The organism is Formivibrio citricus, assembly GCF_900115065.1.
Lineage (GTDB): Bacteria > Pseudomonadota > Gammaproteobacteria > Burkholderiales > Chitinibacteraceae > Formivibrio > Formivibrio citricus.
In genome coordinates this window covers 26,033-46,644 of sequence record NZ_FOVE01000015.1, presented here as the reverse complement: position 1 = coordinate 46,644, position 20,612 = coordinate 26,033, and the positions used below count along the sequence as shown (strand labels likewise).

19 protein-coding genes and 3 tRNA genes are annotated in these 20,612 nt (G+C 59.8%); 9 read left to right on the top strand and 13 right to left on the bottom strand.

The window, feature by feature from the left end:
• The first annotated feature begins 50 nt into the window (after positions 1–50).
• From BMZ36_RS10375 to BMZ36_RS10350, 6 genes are all read left to right on the top strand, one after another.
• The gene (locus BMZ36_RS10375) at positions 51–1,262 is read left to right on the top strand and encodes a branched-chain amino acid ABC transporter substrate-binding protein (protein WP_091195719.1); all 1,212 of its coding nucleotides are present in this window, start codon (positions 51–53) and stop codon (positions 1,260–1,262) included.
• A 185-nt stretch (positions 1,263–1,447) separates the two neighbouring features.
• Positions 1,448–2,377, top strand: a complete 930-nt coding sequence (locus BMZ36_RS10370; protein ID WP_091195715.1) for a branched-chain amino acid ABC transporter permease — start codon at positions 1,448–1,450, stop codon at positions 2,375–2,377.
• 17 nt (positions 2,378–2,394) lie between these two features.
• Positions 2,395–3,543 (top strand): branched-chain amino acid ABC transporter permease, encoded by a 1,149-nt coding sequence (locus BMZ36_RS10365; protein ID WP_091195710.1) that lies wholly within the window; start codon positions 2,395–2,397, stop codon positions 3,541–3,543.
• A complete protein-coding gene (locus tag BMZ36_RS10360) occupies positions 3,536–4,306 on the top strand; it encodes an ABC transporter ATP-binding protein (protein WP_091195706.1) in 771 nt (256 codons plus the stop codon). Before BMZ36_RS10365 ends, BMZ36_RS10360 begins: the two co-directional genes overlap by 8 nt.
• A 13-nt stretch (positions 4,307–4,319) precedes the next feature.
• Complete coding sequence (locus BMZ36_RS10355) at positions 4,320–5,024, top strand: ABC transporter ATP-binding protein (RefSeq protein WP_091195703.1); 705 nt, start codon at positions 4,320–4,322, stop codon at positions 5,022–5,024.
• 75 nt (positions 5,025–5,099) lie between these two features.
• On the top strand, positions 5,100–5,852 hold the full coding sequence (locus BMZ36_RS10350) for a YdcF family protein (protein WP_091195699.1): 753 nt from the start codon (positions 5,100–5,102) through the stop codon (positions 5,850–5,852).
• Between the two features lie 68 nt (positions 5,853–5,920).
• On the opposite strand, the gene BMZ36_RS10345 is transcribed toward BMZ36_RS10350, so the two are convergent.
• The 9 genes from BMZ36_RS10345 to BMZ36_RS10305 all read right to left on the bottom strand — a co-directional run bounded on the left by BMZ36_RS10345 (position 5,921) and on the right by BMZ36_RS10305 (position 13,698).
• A complete protein-coding gene (locus BMZ36_RS10345) occupies positions 5,921–6,769 on the bottom strand; it encodes a CheR family methyltransferase (protein WP_091195695.1) in 849 nt (282 codons plus the stop codon).
• Positions 6,770–6,808: 39 nt separating this feature from the next.
• Positions 6,809–7,198 (bottom strand): DnaJ family domain-containing protein, encoded by a 390-nt coding sequence (locus tag BMZ36_RS10340; protein WP_091195688.1) that lies wholly within the window; start codon positions 7,196–7,198, stop codon positions 6,809–6,811.
• A 2-nt stretch (positions 7,199–7,200) separates the two neighbouring features.
• Positions 7,201–8,685 carry a 4-hydroxy-3-polyprenylbenzoate decarboxylase gene (ubiD, locus tag BMZ36_RS10335; protein WP_091195685.1) on the bottom strand — a complete coding sequence of 495 codons (1,485 nt, stop codon included), beginning with the start codon at positions 8,683–8,685 and terminating at the stop codon, positions 7,201–7,203.
• Positions 8,645–9,580, bottom strand: coding sequence for a D-hexose-6-phosphate mutarotase (locus tag BMZ36_RS10330; RefSeq protein WP_091195682.1), 936 nt, complete (start codon positions 9,578–9,580; stop codon positions 8,645–8,647). The genes ubiD and BMZ36_RS10330 overlap by 41 nt, the downstream gene beginning before the upstream one ends.
• A gap of 158 nt (positions 9,581–9,738) precedes the next feature.
• A complete protein-coding gene (locus BMZ36_RS10325) occupies positions 9,739–10,158 on the bottom strand; it encodes a MaoC family dehydratase (RefSeq protein ID WP_091195678.1) in 420 nt (139 codons plus the stop codon).
• Positions 10,159–10,237: 79 nt separating this feature from the next.
• Entirely contained in the window at positions 10,238–11,689 is a 1,452-nt protein-coding gene (locus tag BMZ36_RS10320; protein WP_091195914.1) for an aminoacyl-histidine dipeptidase, read from the bottom strand.
• A gap of 168 nt (positions 11,690–11,857) precedes the next feature.
• Positions 11,858–12,769 carry a polysaccharide deacetylase family protein gene (locus BMZ36_RS10315; protein ID WP_091195675.1) on the bottom strand — a complete coding sequence of 304 codons (912 nt, stop codon included), beginning with the start codon at positions 12,767–12,769 and terminating at the stop codon, positions 11,858–11,860.
• A 72-nt stretch (positions 12,770–12,841) separates the two neighbouring features.
• Positions 12,842–13,339: an SRPBCC family protein gene (locus BMZ36_RS10310; RefSeq protein ID WP_091195672.1), complete on the bottom strand. Its 498-nt coding sequence runs from the start codon at positions 13,337–13,339 to the stop codon at positions 12,842–12,844.
• 50 nt (positions 13,340–13,389) lie between these two features.
• A complete protein-coding gene (locus BMZ36_RS10305; RefSeq protein ID WP_091195669.1) occupies positions 13,390–13,698 on the bottom strand; it encodes a PilZ domain-containing protein in 309 nt (102 codons plus the stop codon).
• Between the two features lie 175 nt (positions 13,699–13,873).
• Here BMZ36_RS10305 and BMZ36_RS10300 point away from each other — a divergent pair.
• Together BMZ36_RS10300 and BMZ36_RS10295 are read left to right on the top strand one after the other, a co-directional pair.
• Positions 13,874–13,949: transfer RNA gene (locus tag BMZ36_RS10300), tRNA-Val, on the top strand.
• Between the two features lie 23 nt (positions 13,950–13,972).
• Positions 13,973–14,049, top strand: a tRNA-Asp gene (locus BMZ36_RS10295).
• A gap of 191 nt (positions 14,050–14,240) precedes the next feature.
• Here BMZ36_RS10295 and BMZ36_RS10290 read toward each other — a convergent pair.
• The 4 genes from BMZ36_RS10290 to BMZ36_RS10275 form a co-directional block, all read right to left on the bottom strand.
• A complete protein-coding gene (locus tag BMZ36_RS10290; protein ID WP_091195666.1) occupies positions 14,241–14,552 on the bottom strand; it encodes a metal-sensitive transcriptional regulator in 312 nt (103 codons plus the stop codon).
• Positions 14,539–14,748, bottom strand: coding sequence for a heavy-metal-associated domain-containing protein (locus BMZ36_RS10285; protein WP_091195909.1), 210 nt, complete (start codon positions 14,746–14,748; stop codon positions 14,539–14,541). Before BMZ36_RS10285 ends, BMZ36_RS10290 begins: the two co-directional genes overlap by 14 nt.
• A gap of 250 nt (positions 14,749–14,998) precedes the next feature.
• On the bottom strand, positions 14,999–17,344 hold the full coding sequence (locus tag BMZ36_RS10280) for a heavy metal translocating P-type ATPase (RefSeq protein ID WP_091195663.1): 2,346 nt from the start codon (positions 17,342–17,344) through the stop codon (positions 14,999–15,001).
• A gap of 93 nt (positions 17,345–17,437) precedes the next feature.
• Positions 17,438–19,657: a DUF1631 family protein gene (locus BMZ36_RS10275; protein ID WP_177187853.1), complete on the bottom strand. Its 2,220-nt coding sequence runs from the start codon at positions 19,655–19,657 to the stop codon at positions 17,438–17,440.
• Between the two features lie 295 nt (positions 19,658–19,952).
• Here BMZ36_RS10275 and BMZ36_RS10270 point away from each other — a divergent pair.
• Positions 19,953–20,043, top strand: a tRNA-Ser gene (locus BMZ36_RS10270).
• Positions 20,044–20,612 lie beyond the last annotated feature (569 nt).

Genomic DNA, 20,612 nt, shown 5'->3' with positions numbered 1-20,612 from the left:
ACTCATAAAGGGTCTGCCTCAACCACCACAAAAAGACAGGAACCCCACCCATGAGCATCGCACGTTACAGCATGATCGCCGCCGCCGTGCTGGCCATCACTGCCTGCGGCAAGCAGGAACCAGCCAAGAAGGCCGAAACCAAACCCGCCTCTGCCCCGGCCTCGGCCCCCGCCGCAGCTGGCGACACCATCAAGATCGGCTACGCCGGCCCTCTGACCGGCAACATTGCCCACATCGGCAAGGATCTGGAATACGGCGCGCGTCTGGCCGTGGACACCTTCAACGAAGCTGGTGGCGTTGAGCTTGCCGGCAAGAAGATGAAGCTGGTTCTGGTTGCCGAAGACGATCAGGGCGATCCGAAGACCGCCACTACCGTCGCACAACGCTTTGTCGACCAGAAGGTCGTCGGTGTGGTGGGCCACCTGCAATCGGGCACCTCGATTCCTGCCTCCAAGATCTACTCGGACGCCGGCATTCCGCAAATCACCCCGTCGTCGACCGCGATCGCCTACACCGCGCAAGGTTACAAAACCACTTTCCGTCTGATTGCCAACGATGCGCAACAGGGCAAGGTACTGGCTGAATATGCGGTCAAGACCCTCAAGGCCAAGAAGGTTGCCATCATTGACGACCGTACCGCTTACGGCCAAGGCTTGGCTGATGAATTCGAAAAAGCAGCCAAGGCTGCCGGCGCCACCGTGGTCAAGCGCGAATTCACCAACGACAAGGAAACCGACTTCAACTCCATCCTGACTTCGATCAAGGGTACGCAGCCTGACCTGATCTTCTACGGTGGCCTGGATGCACAAGGCGCTCCGCTGAAGAAGCAGGCGAAGAAACTCGGCATCAAGGCCACCCTGATGGGCGCCGATGCATGGCAAACTCCGGAATTCATCAAGCTCGCCGGAGCCGATGCCGAAGGTGCTTACGCCTCGATCCCGGGTCAACCAAAGGAGCGCATGCCGGGCAGCAAGGAATTCCTCGCCAAGTTCAAGCAGAAGTTCAACACCGAAGTTCAGCTCTACGCCCCGAACAGCTACGATGCCGTTCTGGTCATGGTCGAAGCCATGAAGAAGGCAGGCTCCAGCGAACCGGCCAAGTACCTGCCGGAACTCGCCAAGGTTAGCTATTCTGGCGGCGTAACCGGCCCGATCTCCTTCGACGCCAAGGGCGACATCAAGGACGGCGCCATCACCATCTACCAGGTGAAGAACGGCAAGTGGGAAATCATGGAAGTTGTTGGCGGCGCAGCCAAGAAGTAATTCCAGCTTTTCACGCAATACAGACAGGGTGGCGCTGCCACCCTGTTTTCATATTGAGTCGCCCCCTCATGAGTTGGGGATAATCGCAAGTATCTTCCTGACACGCGAAAGTGTAACTTCCCGCAAGCAAAAAACTGTTACGGTAGAATTTCCCCGCAACTGCATACTTCACAGGATTCAGAGAAGTGGACATCTTTCTTCAGCAAATCATCAACGGCCTGGTCGTCGGCAGCGTCTACGCACTGATCGCGCTGGGCTACACCATGGTGTATGGCATCCTGCAGCTCATCAACTTCGCCCACGGCGAAATCGTGATGATCGGCGCGATGGTCACCATCACCTGCATCAATTTCCTGATCGGACACAACGTCAACCTGCCCGGCCCGCTGTTGCTGGCCCTTGGCTTGGCCATGGCGATCCCGGTCACAATGCTGCTTGGCTACCTGATCGAACGCATCGCCTACCGTCCGCTGCGCAAGGCCCCGCGTCTGGCGCCGCTGATCACGGCCATCGGTGTTTCCATCGTGCTGCAGCAGGCTGCCATGATGATCTGGGGCCGCAACTACCGCGCGTTCCCGGCCATCCTCCCTTCGGACGTCGTTGAATTCGGCGGAGCCTCCATCACCACACTGCAAATCGCCATCATCGCTCTGTCGATCGTCCTGCTGATCGGCTTGTTCCTGCTGATCGAGCGAACCAAGATGGGTCGCGCCATGCGCGCCACCGCGCAAAGCCCGGACGTAGCCCGTCTGATGGGCGTTAACGTCAACAACATCATTTCCCTCACCTTCATGATCGGCTCGGCGCTCGGCGCGGTTGCCGGCGTACTGGTGGCTGCCAACTATGACCAGGCGCACGCCTACATGGGCTTCATGATCGGCCTGAAAGCCTTCACCGCAGCCGTTCTGGGCGGCATCGGCAACCTCGGCGGAGCGGTTCTGGGCGGCATTCTGCTCGGACTGATCGAAAGTATCGGTTCCGGCTACCTGGGCGATTTGACCGGCGGCTTCCTCGGCAGCCAGTACAAGGACATCTTCGCCTTCCTCGTCCTCATCCTCGTTCTGATCTTCCGTCCGTCCGGCCTGATGGGCGAACGGGTTGCCGAACGCGCCTGATGCCTGGAGAAAATCGAATGAATCTCATCAATTCCCTTCCCCGCAAGAAAGGCACGCTGATTGCCTTCTGCCTGCTGCTCCTGGTTCTGCCGTGGATGATCAGTTCCGGCTTCCAGAGCGGCAGCTCTTACCTGCGCGCGCTGGACATGGCGTTGCTCTTCATCATGCTGGCGCTGGGCCTCAACATCGTGGTCGGTTATGCCGGTCTGCTCGATTTCGGCTACATCGCCTTCTACGCGGTCGGCGCCTACACCTATGCGCTGCTCAATTCGCCGCACCTGCAGGCAATGCTGCCGTCCTGGATGATGTACCCGCCCTTCGTCGTCTCGATCGTGATCTGTGCGATCGTCGCCTGCGTGTTCGGCATCATGCTCGGCGCGCCGACGCTCAAGCTGCGCGGCGACTATCTCGCCATCGTGACGCTGGGCTTCGGCCAGATCGTACGCATCTTCATGACCAACTTGGATCGCCCGATCAACCTGACCAATGGCCCGCAGGGTATCAACAACATCCTGCCGCCGCAGTTCCTGGGCTACAACCTCGGCAAGCCCATCGAATGGTTCGGCCTGCAGTTCGAGCCGGTGCACCTGTTCTATTATCTGATCCTGTTCTTCTGCGCGCTGATCATCGTTGTGTCGATCCGCTTGCAAAATTCGCGTCTCGGCCGTGCCTGGGTTGCAATCCGCGAAGATGAAATCGCCGCCAACGCGATGGGGATCAACACCCGCAACGTGAAGCTGCTGGCCTTTGCCATGGGCGCCACCTTCGGCGGCGTATCCGGCGCACTGTTCGCCAGCCTGCAAGGCTTCATCTCGCCGGAATCCTTCATCCTGATGGAATCGATCATGGTGCTCTCCATGGTGGTTCTGGGCGGCATGGGTCACATCCCCGGCGTCATTCTTGGCGCCATCATCGTGTCCATCACTCCGGAAGTCCTGCGCGATGTCATCAACCCGCTGCAAATGGCCGTTGTCGGCCGCAAGGTCGTCGATCCGGAAACCCTGCGCATGCTGATTTTCGGCGCTGCCATGATCATCGTCATGCTGGTCCGTCCGGAAGGACTGTGGCCCTCCAAGCGCCGTCGCGCCGAACTGCGCCCGGCTACCAAGGGTATTGCCCTGCAGGAAAAAGACGACCTGCAGGATGCGGAGCGTAACCATGACTAAAGTACTGCTTGAAATTTCCGGCATCCACAAACGCTTTGGCGGTCTGCATGCCCTGAACGATGTCGCCCTCACCATCAACCAAGGCGAAATCTACGGTCTGATCGGTCCGAACGGCGCAGGCAAGACCACCCTGTTCAACGTGCTGACCGGCCTTTACCAGCCCGACGAAGGCAAGTTCACCTTCAACGGCAAGGATCTGTTCTGCCAGAAGCCCTACATCGTGGTCGGTTCCGGCATTGCCCGTACCTTCCAGAACATCCGCCTGTTCGCCAACATGTCGGCACTGGAAAACGTCATGGTCGGCCGCCATGTGCGCACCAAAGCCAGCGTGTTCGGTGCGATTTTCCGCCCGCCGCAGGTCAAGAACGAAGAAGCAGCGATCCGCGCCCGGGCTATGGAACTGCTGGAATACGTCGGCATTCCGCACCATGCAGAGGAGCTCGCGTGCAACCTTTCCTACGGCGACCAGCGTCGCCTGGAAATCGCCCGTGCACTCGCAACCGATCCGCAACTGCTGGCGCTCGACGAACCGGCAGCCGGCATGAACCCGAAGGAAACTGAAGACCTCAAGGAACTCATGCAAAAGATCCGCAACGATGGCGTGACCATCCTGCTGATCGAACACGACGTGAAACTGATGATGGGGCTCTGTGACCGCATCGCGGTGCTGGATTACGGCAAGAAGATTGCCGAAGGCCGCCCGGAAGAAGTCAAGAGCAACCCGCGCGTGATCGAAGCCTATCTAGGCGTCGCTCCGGAATAAGGAAGGCTGCAACATGCTGCAAGTCAAGAACCTCAAGGTAGCCTACGGTGGCATTCACGCCGTCAAGGGCATCGATCTCGAAATCAAGCAAGGCGAACTGGTTGCCCTGATCGGCGCCAACGGAGCCGGCAAGACCACCACACTGAAAACGCTGGTCGGCATGGTCAAGCCGGCTGAGGGCGACATCCTCTTCAACGGCCAGTCGATCACCCGTATGCCGGCGCACGAGCACGTCAACCACGGTCTGGTCATGGTTCCGGAAGGGCGTGGCATTTTCAGTCGCCTCACGGTGGAAGAAAACCTGCTCATGGGTGCCTACGTGCGCAACGACAAGGCCGCGATCAAGCAGGACCTGGAACGGGTCTACGAACTGTTCCCGCGCCTGAAGGAGCGCATGAAGCAGCTCGCCGGTACGCTTTCGGGCGGCGAACAGCAGATGGTCGCCATTGGCCGCGCGCTGTTGAGCCGCCCCAAGCTCCTGCTGCTGGACGAGCCGTCCATGGGTCTGGCACCGATCATCGTGCAGAAAATCTTCGAGATCATCCGCATGATCGCCGCCGAAGGCGTAACCATGCTGCTGGTCGAACAGAACGCCAAGCTGGCACTGCAAACCGCCAACCGCGGCTATGTGATGGAATCCGGCAGCATTACGCTCTCCGACACGGCAGAGAACCTGCTGGCCAACACCAAGATTCAGGAAGCCTATCTCGGCGAGTAACAGTTTACGCAACGACTTGTCGTCTCGACGCCGGGCTGCAATCCTATTGCAGCCCGTTTTTTATGGAGAATCGCCATGGACCTGGCCTCGGAATGGCTTGCCAAGGAAACGCTGCGTGCACTCTTCATGCCGCCAGGGTGTCTGGTGTTGCTGCTGACCATCGGACTGTGGCGCTGGCAACACCCCTACGGCAGACGGCTGGCGGGGCTCTCGACCGCCCTGCTCTACCTCTTGAGCTCGCCGATCATGGCCGGCTGGCTGATGACGCAGGTCGAAGCACCGCCCCTTCCCGCCAACGCTCCTCTCAAGCAGATTGACGCGATTGTCTGCCTTGGGGGCGGAAAACGCTTCTCTGCCTTTGACCAACCGCGTGGAGAAACGGTCAACGACGAAACGCTGGCCCGCCTGCGCCACGCCGCCCGTCTGCAGCGTCAGACTGGCAAGCCGTTGCTCGTCAGCGGCGGATCGCCCGCAGGCGGCATCGCCGAGGCCGAGCTGATGCGCGAAATCCTGACCCGCGAATTCAACGTGCCCGTGCAATGGATTGAGGCCGGCTCCAACGACACACGCGACAACGCCACGATGAGCGCCGCCCTGCTGCAGCCGAAACACCGGCATATCCTGCTCGTCAGCAGCGCTTACCACCTGTCCCGCGCCCGCCGTGCATTCGAAGCAGCAGGTTTCAAGGTCACCTTGGCCCCGACCGACTACGCCAGCCGTGAACCGCTGAACTACCTGGCGTTCCTGCCACGCGCCAGCGCCTTTCGCACCAGCAGCACCGCATTGCGGGAGCTCACCGGAAGCCTCTGGTACCGCTTCCGGCAGTAGCCCATACCGCTTGCGCATGAAAAACGCCCCTCTTCGAGGGGCGCGCTGCATCTGGACCACGGCAAATCTCAACGCCCGTTCGGCATCCCCAGCGAAGGACTCACCAGCTCGTAAACTGTCTTGCCCTTGAGCTTGAACAGGTCATTGGCGTGGTAAAGGTTCTCGGAATGGCCGACGAACAGCAAGCCGTTGCCGCGCAACAAGGGGGCGAAGCGCTGCAGGATCTTGAGCTGGGTCGGCTTGTCGAAATAGATCATCACGTTGCGGCAGAAAATCGAATCGAAGGGGCCGCGGATCATCCAGTTGGGCTCGATAAGGTTGAGACGGCGGAACACGATCATGTCGCGCAGTTCCTGCTTGACCTGATAGCGGCCATCCGGAAGCTTGTTGAAAAAGCGCTGCACGCGCGCCGGGGTCAGCTTCTGCACTTCCTCGCCGCTGTAGATTGCCGTCTTGGCCGTTTCCAACACGTTGGTATCGAGATCGGTGGCGATGATCTTCACCGGAGGACGCAGGCTGTCAAAGGCTTCGCAGGCCGTAATGGCGATGGAGTACGGTTCTTCGCCGGTGCTGGATGCCGCACACCAGATCGAGAACAGTCCCTGCGACTTGTGTTCTTGCAAGTGCTGGCGCAACACATCGAAATGGTGCGACTCGCGGAACAGTGAGGTGAGATTGGTCGTGAGCGAATTGGTAAAGAGTTCGAATTCCTTGCTGTCGCCACGCTCCAGGATCTGCAGGTATTGCTGGAACGTGGTCAGCCCCAGCGCGCGCAGGCGGCGTGCCAGCCGGCCGTAGACCATGTCATGCTTGGTCGGCGACAGGGCGATGCCTGCATAGTCGTAAATCAGCTTGCGGACCTTTTCGAAATCCTGCTCGGTAAAGTGAAATTCACGCGACGGCGTCGGGGTGAGCATAACTCGGTATTCCTTCTAATTATTTGGTGCTTTCTTTGCTCAGGATAGCCTATCACAAGCAGCATTGGGAGCGCTTACGCGCTGCGCGACACGTTCTGCATAACCTTCATCGACAACCAACTGGCGCTTGCCGGTTTCCGCCAGCCAGAGATTGATGCGGGCCAGTCGGTCGAGCAACTGAACCTTCTCCGCTCCGGCATCAATCTTCGCCAGTTGCAGCACAATCTCGACCGCCTCCTTGTGCATTTCCAGCTCCGGCGGTAAATAACCACTGTTTTTCAGGATGCGATAGGCCATGCGCTGATGTTCAGGGACCAACGGATCGTCGTCGAGCTGCAAGGGCTGGCCGGCGCCCGGCAGGTTGTCAAGATCGCCGCGGTCGCGGGCTTCCTCGATGCGTTTTTCGGCCAGTTGCGCCATGAACCACATGGCTACAGCCCCAAGTCGTCCCAGATGGTGTCGATTCTGGCTTTGACCGCTTCATCCCGCACAATCGGCCGTCCCCATTCGCGGGCCGTTTCACCCGGCCACTTGTTGGTGGCATCGAGCCCCATCTTGCCGCCCAGCCCGCTGACCGGCGAGGCGAAATCGAGGTAGTCGATCGGCGTGCTTTCCACAAGTGTGGTGTCTCGGGCAGGATCCATGCGCGTGGTAATGGCCCAGATCACTTCCTTCCAATCCCGCACATCCACGTCGTCATCGACGACCACGATGAACTTGGTGTACATGAACTGGCGCAGGAACGACCAGATACCGAACATCACGCGCTTGGCGTGGCCCGGATACTGTTTGCGGATCGACACCACCGCCATGCGATAGCTGCACCCTTCTGGCGGCAGGTAGAAATCGACGATTTCCGGAAACTGCTTTTGCAGGATCGGCACGAACACTTCATTCAGCGCCACGCCGAGCACGGCCGGTTCGTCGGGTGGCTTGCCGGTGTAGGTGCTGTGGTAAATGGCGTTCTCGCGCATCGTGATGCGGTCGAGGGTGAACACCGGGAACCAGTCCTGCTCGTTGTAGTAGCCGGTGTGGTCACCATAGGGACCTTCCAGCGCTTGCTCGTACCCCGTCGGCGAATCAGCATCGGGGTAGATGTGGCCTTCCAGCACGATTTCGGCGCGGGCCGGCACCTGCAGGTCGGAGCCGATACATTGGACGAGTTCGGTCTTGGCGCCGCGCAGCAAACCGGCGAACTGGTATTCGGACAAGCTATCCGGCACGGGCGTCACCGCGGCGAGGATCGTGGCCGGATCGCAGCCCAGCACCACCGCCACCGGGTACGGCTGGCCCGGATTTAAGCGCGCATGTTCGCGAAAATCCAGCGCGCCGCCGCGGTGCGCCAGCCAGCGCATGATGACCTTGTTGTGGCCGATCACCTGCTGGCGGTAGATGCCGAGGTTCTGACGCGCTTTGCCGGGGCCGCGCGTGACCACCAGCCCCCAGGTAATCAGCGGCGCAACATCGCCCGGCCAGCAATGCTGGATCGGCAATTTGGCCAGATCGATATCCGGCCCTTCGATCACGATCTCCTGACAAGGCGCCTTGCGCACCGTTTTCGGCGCCATGTTCAGCACCTGCTTCAATACCGGCCATTTCTCCCATGCATCGCGCAGGCCCTTGGGCGGCTCCGGCTCCTTGAGGTAGGCCAAGAGCTTGCCGACTTCGCGCAGCGCGCCGACGTCTTCCGCCCCCATACCCAGCGCGACGCGGCGCGGTGTACCGAACAGGTTGCCCAGCACCGGCAGGGTGTGGCCCGGCACGTTCTCGAACAGCAAAGCCGGGCCTTGCGTGCGCAGCACCCGGTCGCAGACTTCGGTCATCTCCAGATGCGGCGAAACCGGCACGGCAATGCGTTTGAGCTCGCCTTGCGCTTCAAGCCTGGCGATGAAATCGCGCAGATCCTCGTAATGCATGTGTCCCCAATTCACTCAGTGTCATCCGGATTTCATGCTTCGCGCCCGGTTGCAGGGTCACGGCATGATCGGCCACGTTGCCGCGCTCGACGCACAGGTAACCGGCATGGTTGCCCGCGCCCAGATCGGCGATATTCCTGTCATTATCCCAAGCATTCCACACGACGCAACTCTTGGCATCCGATTCGATACGCATGGTGCCAGCCAGACTGTGCAGAATCTGCTCGGCGGGCACGTCGAGATAGATACGGTCGGTTTCGGCTTCGATGGTCACGGCGCCCGTCTGGCGCTTGAGGCGCGAAGCATCGAGCTTGTCGATATAGCGGGTCTGTTCCAGCCCGGTGACGCGGGCGCTGCGCACATCGGACACCGCAAAGTAGGTGTGGAATAGCGCGGCCAGCGGCGCGGGGGCGTTGCTGCGGTTTTCGGCGCTCAGGGTCAGGGTCAACCGTTCTGCCAGCACGATTTCCATCCGGAAGCGGAACGCATGCGGCCAGACCGGCTGCGGCGACTGCCCGGCGAGCTCCAGCAGCAGCCGGGTCGAACCATCGGACTGCGAGTGCGCCTCGGTCAAAGCCCAGTCCGAAATTCGGGCAAAGCCATGCTGCATACTGCCATCCGCCGCCAGACCGAACCACGGCAGACAGAGCGGAATCCCGCCGCGAATCGCCTTGCCGGTCTGCATGCGGCTACGCGGAGACAACCACAGCATCTCTTCCCTCCCCGCCGGCTGCCAGGACAACACCTGAGCCCCCTGCAAGGCCACTACGGCCCGGCCGTGACGATTGTTGATTTCCAGCAACGGTAACCCCGGATCGGCCGCTTCATGCCACGCCGGATACAGCGCCGCGGAGGGAACCTGTGCAACCCCGAGTTGTTCAAGATGGGCAAGCATGGTCAATCCGCTTGAAAAACAGGAATTGTAAATGCAAAAGCAGTGGTGCGTTTCGCTTTGCTCAACAGCCCCCTACGGATCGATTGCACGGCACGCGCACACAAAAAAGCCCTGGCTGCTGTGAGGCAACCAAGGCTTGGCGTTCATGCCCGTCAAATTCAGGCCGGCTTTTTCGGCACCCAGACCGTGGCTTCGCCATCGAGCACCTTTTCGCCGCGCACCAGGCATTCGGTCGCCATGCGTACGCGCTGTTTTTCCGCAACCACTTCCACCACCGTGGTGCGTGCCGTAACGGTGTCGCCGATCTTGACCGGCTTGAGGAAGCGCAGGTTCTGGCTCATGTAGATACAGCCCGGCCCCGGCATCTTCATCCCGATCACCGAAGACAGCAGACTGGAGGTCAGCAAACCATGCACGATCCGCCCGCCAAAGCGGGTTTCGGAGGCAAATTCTTCGTCGATGTGCATGGGGTTGTTGTCGCCCGTCAGACCGGCGAACAGAACCACATCCGTCTCGGTCAGGGTCTTGCGGTAATCGGCGGTCATGCCGACCTGGATGTCTTCGATGTACAGACTCATGTTGCAACTCCATGAAAATAAAAGGTTAATCTTTACAGCTTAGAAGCCATTTCGTCAGACATGAATATTTATGTAATTTTCACGCAGCCACAGGCACGGCCTTCAGGCATGCCTTGAGAAACTCCCAGAACTTCCCCACCGATTCGATCTCGACCTTTTCGGCTGGCGAGTGGGCATTGCGGATGGTCGGGCCGAAAGAAACCATTTCCAGGCGCGGATATTTGTCTCCGATCAGACCGCACTCCAGTCCGGCATGGATGACTTTTACCTTGGCTTCTTCGCCGTATTGCTCACGGTATACCGTCTGAGCCACTTTCAGCGCGCGGGAATACAGATCGGGATTCCAGCCGGGATAGGCATTGCCCCGCGCCACCTGCGCCCCCCCCAGACGCGAGCAAGCCTCAATGGCTGCGGCCAGTTCGTTGCATCCGGCATCTGTCAGCGAACGCACCATCAGGATGGTTTCGAATTCGCCGTTCAGATTGACCACGCCAATATTGTTCGACGTTTCCACGACATCGGGCATGGCATGGTTCCAGCGCCGCACACCGTAGGGCAAAGCCAGCAGCAGATCAATCACGGTTTGTGTATCCGCTGCGCGCAGCATGGAGCCATTACCGCCCTCTGAAACCTCGACGCGGATACTCTCATCCACTCCGGCGTACTCCATGCGGAACTGGTCTTGCGTCACTTGCGCCAGCAGATCGAGGATATTCGCGTCGCACGCCGGCACCGCGACCACGGCAAACGCTTCACGCGGCAAGGCATTGCGCACGGTTCCGCCGTTCATTTTGACCAGGCGCAGGTCGGTCTGCTTGCGGATATCCTGAAGCAGACGCGCCAGCAAGCGAATCGCGTTGGCGCGCTGCAGATGGATGTCGCAACCGGAATGTCCGCCCACCAGGCCAGAAATCGAGATCTTGCGCTGCACGAAGGCTGCGGAAATGGCCTCGCGGACCACATGGCGATGCACGGTCATGTCCAGCCCGCCGGCACAGCCTACATAGAGCTCGCCCCAGTCTTCCGTATCCAGATTGAACAGGAGCTTGCCATGCAGATCTCCTGTTTCAAGTGCGCGCGCGCCGGTCATGCCGGCCTCTTCATCGAGAGTCAGCAAAACTTCGAGCGGGCCATGCGCAATATCCGACGATTCCAGAGCCGCCAACGCGGCTGCCACACCGATCCCGTTGTCGGCACCAAGCGTGGTGCCTTGGGCATGTACCCAGCCATTTTCAACTACAGGGACAATCGGATCAGCCAGAAAATCATGCGGATTTCCTTGGTTCTTCTGGCACACCATGTCGAGATGTGCCTGCAGGATCACGCCGACTCGATTCTCGCAACCCGCTGTCGCTGGCTTGCTCAGGATCAGGTTGCCGGCAGCATCGAGGCGGGCGGCCAAGCCGCGGGCTTCAGCCCAGCTTTTGATCTGATCACGCAGTGCCGTTTCTTGGCCGGAGCCGTGAGGGAAGGAACAGATCGTGGCGAAGTGCCGCCAGAGCATCGAAGGAAACAGTTCGGAAAGAGGCATGACAACCTTTTGCCGCATTGCTGCGGCGCAACATAGCTATACTTCGCATGTTACCCGATGGCAGAAAGAATACAAACCGGGAACGTCTACCGAGGGTGTTGCGGGGCACAAATACAACACTGGCCCGTTCATATTTTACAGACCGCGCCCCGCAACAGATGGAGGGGATCAGAAGGAAAAACTCGTGCCCTGCACCGCCAGCAAACCGGCCCTGCCTTCTACTTCCCCCATCTCGACGGCATGGTAGGGCAGGCTGGCCGGATTCAGCATGCCGTAATAATCGGCTAGAGAGATCATGCGGTATCCCTGCTCGGCCCAGCCATCGAGCATGCGCTCCATCGCCGGCAACAACTTCATCCCTTCCAGCTCGGCGTGCAGGGTGAAGACGTGCCCGTATTCGGGCACTTCCACCGTGGCGCGGATCAGGCGATTGTGAACCGTATCCGGCGTGATATCTTCGAAGCCGAGCAGCTCGTCAAGCGTCGGCAAGGTGGTGGGAATCTGCAAGCAACGTACCGGTTCACCCTCGACGATGGGCCAGAACGGATGCGTGCCGCGCGTATCGGAGGCATAAGCCAACCCCATGCGCTGCTCAAGGCGGTAGGCTGCACGGTTCATCTGCCAGCCTGCAGCGCCATGAGTCCTGGCCGGGTGCCCGAAAATTTCCTCGAAACGTTCGGCTGCACGGTCGAGCTCTTCCTTTGTCCATCCCTCGTCGGCCTTGGCAACGCCATCTTGCCAGCGGATGTGGTCCCAACAGTGAATACCCACCTCGAAACCCGACGCCTCCACGCCGCGCAGAATGTCGCCCCAGCGCCGGCCGATGTCCGGCCCCGGCAGCAAGGTGCCATACATCAGGGTTTTCAGCCCGTAATGCTCCAGCACCGAGGTGCGGGATACCTTTTTCATGAAGCCGCGACGAAACACGCGCTTGATGGCGCGGCCGGTATGGTCCGGCCCCAGACTGAACAGAAAAGTGGCGTTGACCCCGCGAGAGCGGAACAATTCGACGAGACGCGGCACACCCTCGCGCGTACCGCGGAACGTATCGACATCAACCTTGAGAACAATGGTCTTCATGACGGGAAACGATCAGGAGCAAAGGCGCAATGATGCCGGGAGGCATGTTCGTCTGCAATGCCCTGGGGCAAATCACAGACGCGGCTGCCTGCGGATCATTTCCTGGCGCATGGCGGTAAATTGCTTGCCGAGCAAATCGCGCATGGTGTTTCCCCCGAACCCGGCCGCCAGCGCACTCGTCGGCCACCAGTCCGCCCGATAACTTACCTCGGTCCGCTGATCGCGGGCAGTTAGCTTGGCAACACTTTTCAGCATCCCGGCGTTACCGCCGACCGAATGCGCACGAATTTCAGAAAACGGCTGCAAGTCTATTTCCCGCACCGATTCATAGGAGATATTCAGGAATACAACCGGCGCGGTGCCGGTCTGCAATACCCGCAAGGTGTTTCCGTTACGGGAGAGCACCCTGCTGGACTTCAAAAACGGCATGAAGCGAGGCATGTTTTCGAAATCCACCATGACTGCCCACGCTTGATCGCGGGGGACGGGCACGCTGAAGCTGGCCGACAGGACAACATGGTCGGCCTCGTCCTCGACATTCACGACAACGGGATCAAGCGCAACGGCCATCGCACGCAACGGCAACCAAAACAGGCACAAGATCCACAGACGAGAAATACTCACGCCAGCACCTCCAACGTGGCAAGGCCTATTTCATACAGGCGATTGCGTTCGATCTCATGGCAGCGCATCACCCGCACGCGAGCAGAAAAAGGGCGAACCGATTTGCCGATCTGCGGCGGCAGCAGGTAGACCTCGAACTCCTCGTTGGGGCGGGGCACATAGCTGGTACGCAACGTCATGCCCCCCACACTGAGATCGGTGCATTCACCGTAGAACGCGTAGCTCCCCCCCTCCACCCTGATCTTGGCACGAAAGCTGACCGGCACCCGCCGCGCACTACGCTGATCCTGTCTTGACCTGCCCATCTCTGTTCGCCACGCCTTCCTGCAATTTCTTCAAGTTCGATCATGGCACAGCACAACGACTTTTTTAACCGCCACCCGCTTGCCGGAAAATATTTTCCAGGCAAAACAGAAAATTTTGCACCGAAGTGTTGACACCCCAAACCGGGAATGGTTTAATGCGCCCTCTTTCGACGGCGGGTGGTTAGCTCAGTTGGTAGAGCGTCTGCCTTACAAGCAGAATGTCGGCGGTTCGATCCCGTCACCACCCACCAAAATCGAAAGGCAATACCGCTGCGGAGCGGTAGTTCAGTTGGTTAGAATACCGGCCTGTCACGCCGGGGGTCGCGGGTTCGAGTCCCGTCCGCTCCGCCAGTTTCCTTGCTTTCATGCATCGAGGATGGTTTGCACAAAAACATGAACCGGCACATTGGCCGGTTTTTTTGTTTCTGCTTCCGGACAATGCGTTATTCCATTTTTGAAATTCCGGCCCCAGACGCGGAAGAAACACGCAAAAAATGCGGCAGGCGAAATCGACAAAGTCGCTGGCGATTTTTAAATGGGGATTACCCGCCCACCATCCGCTTCACGACCGTCACCAGTTCCCCGATTGCGGCTTCCCCCTCTCCGGATTCAATTGCCTGCTTCACGCAACCGTGAGCATGGCTTTCCAGTAATTGCAGCGCAATGGCATCCAGCGCCGATTTCGCGGCAGCGACCTGCGTCAGGATATCGATACAATACCGGTCTTCTTCGACCATCCGGTTGATGCCGCGCACCTGGCCTTCGATACGATTGAGGCGCTTGGTTAGCGCATCCTTGTTCTGACGCTCAACCCGGCGCTCGCTTTCGACGCCACAGCAATCAGCGGACGACATCGAAACCCGCCTCTTCGATCACCGCCTCCAGGGCTGCCACGCCGGTCTTCTCCGGATCAAAATCGATCCGCGCCGCCCCCGGCTTCAACATGACTTCTACGCTGGCCACGCCCGGCACAGCCTGCAGGCGCCGCGTAACGCTGCCGGAGCACCCTTCGCAGCTCATGCCTTCGATGCGAATTTCAATCGTTTCCATACATACCTCCCGATAAAAGATTTCCGAATCATCCAAGCCTGCAGCGTGCGCACGCGGGAACAGCATTTGAATGAACGGTGCGCACGGCGCACCCTGCGAATCCACATGCCTATTTCAGTAAGCGAGCGAGCCAAAGCAGGTGGCGAGAGGATGGAGCGCAGGAACCGGAATGTACACGCAAGTACATGAGGATTCCGAGCACCACCCGACCGCCAGATGCGAAGGCGCAGCCGCTTAATGAAAATAGGCGCTACTCATGCCAGCGGCGCAGCAATAACGCATTGGTCACCACCGAAACCGAACTCATCGCCATCGCAGCCCCGGCGATGACCGGATTGAGCATCCCGAGCGCGGCCAGCGGAATGCCGAGCACGTTATAGAAAAAGGCAAAAAACAGGTTCTGCCTGATTTTGCGCAGGGTATGCCGCGACAGACGAATGGCCGTGGCGATATGCACCGGGTCGTTATACATCAGCGTGATGTCGGCCGTGGCAATCGCCGCATTGCTGCCCGCCCCCATCGCAAAACTGACATCCGCTGCGGCCAGTGCCGGCGCGTCGTTCACGCCGTCGCCAACCATGACGACAAAATGCCCGGCGGCCTTCAGTTCACCGACGACGCGCGCCTTGTCGGCTGGCGAAACCCCCGCCTCGAAACGCGTCACTCCCACAGCAGATGCCAGCGCCGCCGCGGCTGCCAGATTGTCACCGGTCAGCATGACGGTTTCGATGCCCATTTCCGCCAAACCGGCAACCAGCGCCTTGGCGCTGGGACGAACCGCATCGGCACAGGCAATCAGCCCGGCAGGCTCGCCCGCCACGGTCACCGCCAGCATGGTGCTCGCCGCATGTTCGGGCATCATTGACTCCCATCGCCAATCCGGCGCAACCCAGTGCGGAGCACCAACCTTGACGGCCCGCCCATCAATGACACCCGACACACCCAAACCGGGTTCGACACGAAACGCCTCAACCGGAAAACGAAGCAGCCCGCCCGCACGCGCCAGCACCGCACGCGCCAGCGGGTGTTCCGAGCCCGCTTCCATACTGGCCGCAAACTGCAGCAGCTTCGTTTCGTCCCAGCCTTCGCAAGGCCAGATAGCCTGCACTTCCGGCTTGCCGTAGGTCAGGGTTCCGGTCTTGTCGAGCACGATGGCCGTAGCTCGTTCCGCAGCTTCCAGCGCAGCGGCGTTGCGGAACAGGATGCCGTTTTTTGCTGCCACGCCAACACCCACCGTCACTGCCGCCGGCGTTGCCAAACCCAGCGCGCAGGGACAAGCGATGACCAGCACCGCCACCGCATGCATCAGCGCAGGCTGAAAATCGCCCAGCCACCACCAGGTGGCAATGAACGTGACGACGGCGATCGCCACCACCACGGGAACAAAAACGCCGGCAATCTTGTCCGCAAGATGCTGGATGGGCGCCTTGGAGCCTTGCGCCCGCGCCACCAGGCGGATGATCTCGGCCAGGTAGGTTTTGCTGCCCACGCCATCCGCCCGGCACTTGAGCGTCCCCTCGAGCACGGTAGTGCCCGCGTACAGCTTGTCGCCCTTCTGTTTGGTAATGGCGGCCGATTCGCCGGTCAGCAGACTTTCATCCACCGAAGCCTGCCCCCAGCTCACCACGCCATCGACCGGAATGGGCTCGCCCTGTGGAATGTAGAGAATGTCGCCGGGATGCAGCATGGTCACGGGCACTTCCACCAGTTTCCCGTGCAGCTCCACGCGCGCATTGCGCGGTTGCAAGCGCATCATCTCGGCCAGCGCGGTGTTGGTCCTACTGCGCGCCCTCGCTTCAAGGTGCTTGCCGGCCAGCACCAGCGTGATGACGACCGCTGCGGCCTCGAAATAGACATGATGCTGATGGTCGCCGCGCAACCAGACCACAGTGCTGAGCGCCCACGCCATGGTGGTGCCCAAGGCAATCAGCACATCCATGTTGGCGCCTCCGGAACGCAGGCTCTTCCAGGCACCGCGATAAAAACGCCAGCCGAGAATGAACTGCACCGGCGTGGCCAGCATCCATTGCAGCCAGCGCGGCAGCCACTCCTCGTGCTGCCCCTGCAGCATCGGAATCATGCCCAGCACCAGCGGAGCGGAAAGCAGCACGCCGAGGATGAGGTCGCGGCGCGCCGCATGGCGCACGGTTTCGGCTTCTTCGGAATACAGTGGGGCATCTTCCGGCAGCAATGCGGCGTCATAACCGGCCTGCTGGATCGAGGCAATGACATCCTCCGGGCTCAACAAGCCTTGAGGCGAGGTAACGCGAACCGTCTCGGCCGTCAGGTTGACTTCGGCATGGGTTGCCGGCAGGGCATTCAGCACTTTCTCGATGCGCGCCGCACAGGCAGCGCAGGTCATGCCGGATATCTTGAAACTTTGGGAAATCGCAGGGACGGAAAAGCCGGTTTTTTCGATGACGTGAAACACCGCCTCAACAGGCACGGCGTCTTTTTCCAGCCGAATCTCCGCACTCTCGGTCGCGAAATTGACGCTCGCCGCGACGCCATGCTGGCGATTAAGCTGTTTTTCCAAGCGTGCGGCACAGGCCGCACAGGTCATTCCGGATATGGGGACTTGCAGAAGCCAGGTCATGATGGGACCTCGCAAAAGAGAACACTTCCAGAATATACCCCCAATGGGTATGCATCAATGGCAATTATGCACTCGCCAGAGTACGTAATTAGATCAGGCCACCAGCGATTGGCGCAGGATATTGAACACCTTGTCGGTGAGGCTTTCGGAGAGATCGGCGCGGCGCATTTTTCCCTGCTGCAACAATTGCTCGACTTCCGAGCGCACAAAAGTATGTCCATTCTCGCCTTCGCGATTCGTGAACAGGAAGCGCGTACCTTGCGGGCTAACCCAAGTCAGGCGCAACCGGCGAATCATGCCGTCCACCTCCTGCAAATCCACCCAGTCCCAGCGCTCGGGCAGCGCACTGGGCGGCAAGGCCATTTCATAAACAGGCTCTGCCTCGGATCGGGGAAGCGGCTTGATCGGCTCTGGAGGAGGCGCAACAACCGGCACGGCCGCCACGGGGCGCATACCGTTACGGATCGCCGCGGCATGGCAATGCACGAGCTCGGAGAAGAACAACTGCCTGGCTTCGGCATCCATGCCTGCGTAATCGGCCCCCTCCTCCAGTGTCTTGAGCATGCCAGGCAGCCGGTTCACCAGCAGCAGACGCTCTTCCGCGCCCCGTTTGGGCTCCACACTCCAGAGCAGGTCATCCAGCGCAGCCACATAAGCCACGAAACGGGGCTCGTTTTCCCCTGCAGCACCGTAAGCCCTGACCAGCACCGGCTGCCAACACTGCCGCACAAACTCGTCCACCAGCGGTGGCACTTCCCGCCGGAACAAACGCCCGCCGATCACGGCTTCCGCCGTAGCAACCGCCAGCTCGGACTGCTCGGTCGCCGCCAGCTCTTCGGCATCCTCCAGTACCTGATTGGCCGCAGCATCGGCCTCGTCCAGCAAGAACGACTCCAGATCGGCGAGCGCATGCTCGAAGATGCTGACATCGTTTTCGAAATTCACCACAACCCAGGAGACAATTGCCGAAAACTTGTCGATGCGCTTTTTGCCGGAATCCGACCCTTCGTTCCAGTCCACCGCCGACTCGGCCAGCCGATCCAGCAACTGCCGGGCCGGATGCCCCTTGCGGGCAAAAAAGGTGCTATCCAGCAACGCGACCTTGAGAACCGGAATCTGCAATCGACCGATCAAGCCCTTGACGGCATCAGGCAACCGCGGGTCTTCGAACATGCGATCAAACAGCAGCGCAACCAGATTGAGCGTCATGGCATCCATCTGCGCCAGGTTCTGGGCCCATTGCGTGTTCTGCAAAAGCGCGACCAGGTTGTCGCGCGCCGGATGCATGGTCACCCCTTCCACCACGGCAACATCATCCGGCAATCTGCGCTGGAGCTGATCAAGGAATCCGAGTTCCGAAGAAAGGCGAACAGTTGCCGGCGCAGTAGACGGCGCACTGAAATTGCCGCTCAACAGTTGCTCCAGATGCGCGGCCAGAACCGCGGGCACGGCCACATTCACCATGCCGGGCGGGAGTTGGGCGTCTTCGGAAGGGGCTCCGGCATCAGCGCCAGATACGACAGCTCCGCCTGAAAGAATATCCTGCCCTCCGCTTTCCCGTTCACCCCCACTCGCGCGCCCCCCCGCTCCACGGGGGCGCAGCTTCATTACAACCGGCTGGACATTCTGCTGCACAAGAAATTCGTTCACCTGCTTGTAAACGGCCGCGACCTGGCTGGCCAGCTGACGCTCGAAAGCCCGCAACGCAACGATCCGAGCGTCTACACCGCACTCGATCTGCCGGCAGGCTGCAAGCACCGCCTCACAAATCGCCTCCGGACTGATGGGATTCCCACCCTCTTCACTACCCTCTTCCCGCATGGGCAGCAGTCGCGCCAACCGGGACTCCAATTGCTGCAAGTCGTCCCAGCTTTTCTGTTTGAACGCATTGGTCACATGGCTTGCGGCAAGACTTTCCTCATATTCGTCGTTTGCCACAAGGGAAAGCTCGGCGACTCCTGAAACGGGCTGGTAGTAATTGATCTCGCCTTTGCCGCCATCCAGTTCCCGCAAACGATTATTGAACGACTCAAGAAAACGCTGACGGAATTCAGCTGTAATCAGGCTGCGTTTGGCCTGGGTTTCCGCGCGAGCCAGCAGGAAACTTTCCCGCAACACCCGGTCGGTCGCCTTGTCGGCACGCTCAAGAAAATCCTCGTCCAGCTTGCTGAACACCCCCTCGAAGGACTGCATCAGCAACTGCAACGCCATATCACGGCAAGCAACCAGCTTGGGGTCGATCGCCCCTCTGACACCGGAAGAGGTCGCAGCAGCCGGCCCAGTTGAGTCGCCAGCCTTGTATTCCTCGCTCATGAGTGCACCTGAAAAACGCATTTCTATGGTCTCGGACACTTGATATATTAGAAATTTCTAATATACGCCATCTGGCGGTCCAAACAAGATCAGTCTAGCCCATCCATCCGGAAAATCTCCCCGGCTGTCAGAATCCGTTCAAAGCCTGCGGCGCGATGAGCCCCCCGCAGAGTGAAGGGGGGCGCATGAGCCATGACGAGACCCCGCAGCAAGATTATGCCCAAATTCTCAAACAAAAACCGCCCAATACACTTGCCAGCCCCCGGCGAATTGGGTATTATCCGGCCTCTCTCGCGGAAAGGTGGATGAGTGGCTTAAGTCGCACGCCTGGAAAGCGTGTATAGGTTAATAGCCTATCGGGGGTTCGAATCCCCCCCTTTCCGCCACAAATATCAAGCAACGCCATGATTTTATTGAAAAAATCATGGCGTTTCTTTTTGGCACCCCACAAATCCCCCCACCATTTATTTTGGCTGGCACTGGATGATTCTGCACAACACCCCCCCAGACCACACTCTTCAATCGCCAGCATCCCGCTATCCATGTTGTCCACGAAATTCACATTTGAGGCGGCCACATCCTCATCTGCGTAGATGCCGTGAAAGTAACGGGCCTGCGCGATACCGCGCTTCCCAACAGGCGATTGGCCACACTGATGGCGTGATGCAGCGCATGCTCCTGAATGGTTTTCTTGAACAGGTTAAAATCCGACACCACGCCAGTAGTCAGTCACGCAGTGAATCGCGTGGATGCCGAGGCGCGCATCTGCGCCCCATGCGCACGAAGTGAACCGCAGCCATAGCAGGGCTATGGCGAGGATGAGCGACAAAGCGCATGGGGATGCAGGGCGTGACGAACATAGCAGAATCTGTGTGACTGACTACTAGGGCACATGCAGAAAAGATAGCTTTCCTGCAGAAAGCCTTCATCGCCAAAGGAAAGACAGTCAACCTGC